Source organism: Ilumatobacter sp. (assembly GCF_049588435.1).
Taxonomy (GTDB): Bacteria; Actinomycetota; Acidimicrobiia; order Acidimicrobiales; family Ilumatobacteraceae; genus Ilumatobacter_A.
Window position 1 is genome coordinate 1 of the sequence record NZ_JBAVYV010000293.1, and the last position, 4,494, is coordinate 4,494.

The following is a 4,494-nucleotide window of genomic DNA, read 5'->3' on the forward strand; positions in this document are numbered from 1 at the left end:
CCGCACCGGTGATCATGTTCTTGATGTAGTCAGCATGACCAGGCATGTCGATGTGCGCATAGTGGCGCTTCTCGGTCTCGTACTCGATGTGCGAGATCGAGATCGTGATCCCACGCGCCTTCTCCTCGGGCGCCTTGTCGATCGTGTCGAAGGCCGCGAAATCGGCGAGGCCCTTGGTCGACAGCGAACGAGAGATCGCCGCGGTGAGGGTGGTCTTGCCATGGTCGATGTGACCCATGGTTCCGACATTGACGTGCGGCTTGTTCCGCTCGAACTTTGCTTTGCTCATTGCACTACTTCTCTCTTTGTCATGATGACTTGTCGATCCCCCGGTCGGGGAAGCGCTGGTGGGTTTTCAAAGAACTTCGGGCCGAGGCCCTCGATGCCGGATCAGCGGCTACTCGCCGCGAACCCGCTTCACGATCTCCTCGGCGATGGCGTTCGGTACCTCTTGGTACTTGTCGAACTGCATCGTGTACGTGGCACGCCCCTGGGTGCGTGAACGGAGGTCGGTACTGTAGCCGAACATCTCGGACAACGGGACCTCGGCGTTGACGACCTGGGTGTTGCCCCGGGCCTCCATGCCTCCGACACGACCACGACGGCTGGACAGGTCGCCCATGACGTCGCCCATGTACTCCTCGGGAGTCACGACCTCGACGGCCATGATCGGCTCCATCAGGACCGGCTTGGCCATTTCGGCGGCCTTGCGGAAAACCTGCTGGCCGGCGAGCTTGAAGGCCATCTCCGAGGAGTCCACGTCGTGGTACTGACCGTCGACCAGCTGCACCTTGACGTCGACGGTGGTGTATCCGGCGAGCACGCCGTTGTCCATCGCCGCTTCGAGGCCCTGGTTCGTCGGGTTGATGTATTCCTTGGGGATCTTGCCGCCGGTGATCTTGTCCTCGAACTCGTAGCCGCCGCCCGGGTTCGGGATCATGTTGATCTTGACGACAGCGAACTGACCCGAGCCACCGGACTGCTTGATGTGGCGGTACTCGACGCTCGTGACTTCCTTGGTGATCGTCTCGCGGTAGGCCACCTGCGGCTTGCCGACGGTCGCCTCGACGCTGAACTCGCGCTGCATGCGGTCGACGAGCACCTCGAGGTGCAGCTCACCCATGCCGGAGATCACGGTCTGGCCGGTCTCGTGGTCGGTGCGGATGCGGAACGTCGGGTCCTCGTCGGAGAGCGACTTGAGCGCCTTGCCCAACTTCTCCTGGTCGGACTTCGTTTTCGGCTCGATGGCCACGTGGATGACCGGCTCCGGGAACTCCATCCGCTCGAGGATGACCGGGTGGTTCTTGTCGCAGAGCGTGTCGCCGGTGGTGACGTTCTTGAAACCGAGCCCGGCGACGATGTCACCGGCCATGGCGACGTCGAGGTCCTCGCGCTGGTTGGCATGCATCAGCAGGATGCGGCCGAGACGCTCGCGGTCTTCCTTGACCGAGTTGTAGACCTCGTCGCCCTTGCCGATCTCGCCGGAGTAGACCCGGAAGTAGGTGAGCTTGCCGAACGGGTCGGCAACGATCTTGAATGCGAGCGCTGCGAACTCGTCGTCGGTCGGGCCGCGAGTGACGTCGTGGTCCTCGCCGCCCTTGTGGACGATGCCGTGCGCCGGCTCGATGTCGAGCGGGCTCGGCAGGTAGTCGACGACAGCGTCGAGCATCGGCTGAACACCCTTGTTCTTGAACGCCGAACCACACAGGATCGGGACGAACTCGTTCGCCAAGGTGCCCTTGCGGATCGCAGCCTTGATCATTTCGTGCGACAACTCCTCGCCGCCGAGGTAGGCGTCCATCAACGCCTCGTCCTGCGTGGCGATGGTCTCGAGCAGCTCTTCGCGATACTCGTTGGCCTGGTCGACCATGTCTTCGGGGATGTCCTCGACCTGGTACGTGGCTCCGAGGTCGGTTTCGTCGACGTCGCGCCACACGAGGGCCTTCATCTGCACCAGGTCGACAAGACCTTCGAAGGCCTTGACGGCTTCGACGCCACCGGCGCCGATCGGCAACTGGAGGACGAGGGCGTTCGCCTGGAGACGATCCTTGACCATCTCGACCGTGCGGTAGAAGTCGGCTCCGATGCGGTCCATCTTGTTGACGAAGCACATCCGCGGGACGTTGTACTTGTTGGCCTGACGCCAGACGGTTTCGGTCTGGGGCTCGACACCTGCGACCGAGTCGAACACGGTGACGGCACCGTCGAGCACGCGCAGCGAACGCTCGACCTCGATGGTGAAGTCGACGTGGCCCGGTGTGTCGATGATGTTGATGCGATGGTCGTGCCAGACGCAGGTGGTGGCAGCGGACGTGATCGTGATGCCACGCTCCTGCTCCTGGGCCATGTGGTCCATGGTCGCTCCGCCGTCGTGGACCTCACCGATCTTGTAGGTCTTGCCGGTGTAGTAGAGGATGCGCTCGGTGGTCGTGGTCTTACCGGCGTCGATGTGCGCCATGATCCCGATGTTCCGGGTGCGCTCCAGGGGAAACTCTCGCTTGGCCATACTGCTCACTACTTCCGCTACGTCTCGAACTCTCAAAGGGCTGCTGGTTCGGGCGATCCGAACCACGTCGAGCCTGTACATCTGCGCACAAGCACGGCGTTCGAGTGTATCGGCGGAATCTCGCCCGCAACCTGGCGTGACGGGTGTATCAGCTCACGAAAATGTTCATCGGTGCCAGGCACCGACGCGCATTCTCTAGATGGTGCAGTCGGTGCAGTGAACGTCATCGGGGACGCCACCGGTCACGAGGGTGGTGATCCAGTCGATCAGGCGCACGCCGTCGACCTCCATCGCGTACACCTCGTCGGACGCCATGATCGTGTGCTCGGCACCCGGGGCGACGTACACGGCGATCGGGACCCCGCTCGCCTCGACCTGGGCCTCGGTCTCGTCGATCAGCGACACGAGGTCGTCGGCGGCGACACCGGCGAGTGCGCCGAACGTGGCCTGGACCTCGTCGAACGCGTAGTCGAAACGACCGAATGTGATGCCGGGATCGTGCGCTCCGGCGGCGACGTACAGCCCGGGGAAGCTCCATTCGGACGGGGTGAGACCCTGGGTCTCGGGCCAGTCGGGGATGGCGTTGGTGGTCCCCCAGGTCGTGCCGATGACTTCGTTGATCGCGGGCACGTCGGGGTAGGCCCCCGAACTGTCGCCGAACGTCACGATGTTCGCGTCGGGCAGCACGTCGGATGCGAGCCCGGCCATCAGCGGTGTCGGCACCGAACCGGCGCTCGCCCCCGTGACGAACAGTTCCTCGACGTCGGGGTACGTGGCCGCGAGGTGATCGAGAGCGGCCAGCGCATTCGGACTCCCCCGGTGCTCGATCGTCAGATCGGGTGAATATTCGGTGGTGGCATCGCCGATGTGAACATCGCCCGTGCAATAGGGCACGTAGACGACCGAATAGTCGGCGAGCGGATTCTCGGGGTTGTCGACGTCGAACAGCCCACCGCGATCGGCGAGTGCCGTCGCGACGTTCGGGTCGATCGTCGGCGTGTAGGTTCCATCGACCGGGTCACACGTCTCGGCGTTGAAGCACGCGCCGCCGCCCTCGAAGTAGAACATCACCTTCGTCGGGTCGCCCTCGCGTTCGAAGAACGTGAACTCGCTGCCGTCGCTGCACGCGCAATCCTCCGACTCCGGATCGATCTCGATCCAGCTCGCCGACGCAACCTCCGGCTCCGCCGCGACCGGCTCGGTGTCGACCGGTTCGGTGTCGACCGGTTCGGTGTCGACGGGCTCGGTGTCGACCGGTTCGGTGTCGTCGATCGACTGCTCGGCGTCGGTCGAGTCCGAGTCGGCACCCTCGTCCGCTGACGAGTTCGAACCGCTCGAACATGACGCTGCCACCAGCGCGATCGCGATCAAACCCGTGAGCGTGCGCTTCCCCATCGGCGCAGTCTGCTCGGCACGGATCCCCGCGCCAAGTCCTGGATCAGCTGACGTTGCCCTGGATGTAGTCGTGGAGTTGGTCGTTCTCGCGTTCGAGTTCGCCCAATCGGAACTTGACGACGTCGCCGATCGAGATCATCCCCGCCAAATCGCCGTTCGCGAGGACGGGAAGGTGGCGGATCCGGCGCTCGGTCATCATCGACATCAGGGCGTCGATCGAATCACTCGGCGAGCAGGTGAACACTTCGCGTGACATGCAGCTGGCGACGTCGTGGTCCAGCGCGGACGCTCCGTCGGCGGCGAGCGCGCGCACGATGTCGCGCTCGGACACGATCCCGTCGAGTGACCGCCCGTCTGCCGACGTGACCAGCGCGCCGAAGCCGAGTTCTCGGAGGAGTTCGGTGGCGGCGGCCAGGGTCGCGGACGGCTCGATGGTGGCCACCTCCGTCCCCTTCGCGGACAAGATCGTCTGGACGTTCATCTTTGGCTCCCTTCGCGTGGAAACACCGAATCTAGTGCACTCGTGAATCCCGATGTCACCGATCGTCGACGTGTGTCACACGCCGGAGGCGTGCACGATCACCAGCGGTAGT

Annotated in this window: 4 protein-coding genes; all 4 read right to left on the bottom strand. The window is 64.0% G+C overall.

Going from position 1 to position 4,494, the window contains the following annotated elements; all coding sequences use genetic code 11:
* Positions 1 to 289: GTP-binding protein (locus WBV89_RS11465; RefSeq protein ID WP_423981483.1), on the bottom strand; the 289-nt coding region annotated here is incomplete at its 3' end.
* A gap of 108 nt (positions 290 to 397) precedes the next feature.
* Positions 398 to 2,506: an elongation factor G gene (gene fusA, locus WBV89_RS11470; RefSeq protein WP_423981484.1), complete on the bottom strand. Its 2,109-nt coding sequence runs from the start codon at positions 2,504 to 2,506 to the stop codon at positions 398 to 400.
* Between the two features lie 195 nt (positions 2,507 to 2,701).
* Entirely contained in the window at positions 2,702 to 3,901 is a 1,200-nt protein-coding gene (locus WBV89_RS11475; RefSeq protein WP_423981485.1) for a pectin acetylesterase-family hydrolase, read from the bottom strand.
* A 43-nt stretch (positions 3,902 to 3,944) separates the two neighbouring features.
* Positions 3,945 to 4,382: a CBS domain-containing protein gene (locus WBV89_RS11480; protein ID WP_423981486.1), complete on the bottom strand. Its 438-nt coding sequence runs from the start codon at positions 4,380 to 4,382 to the stop codon at positions 3,945 to 3,947.
* Positions 4,383 to 4,494: the final 112 nt, after the last annotated feature.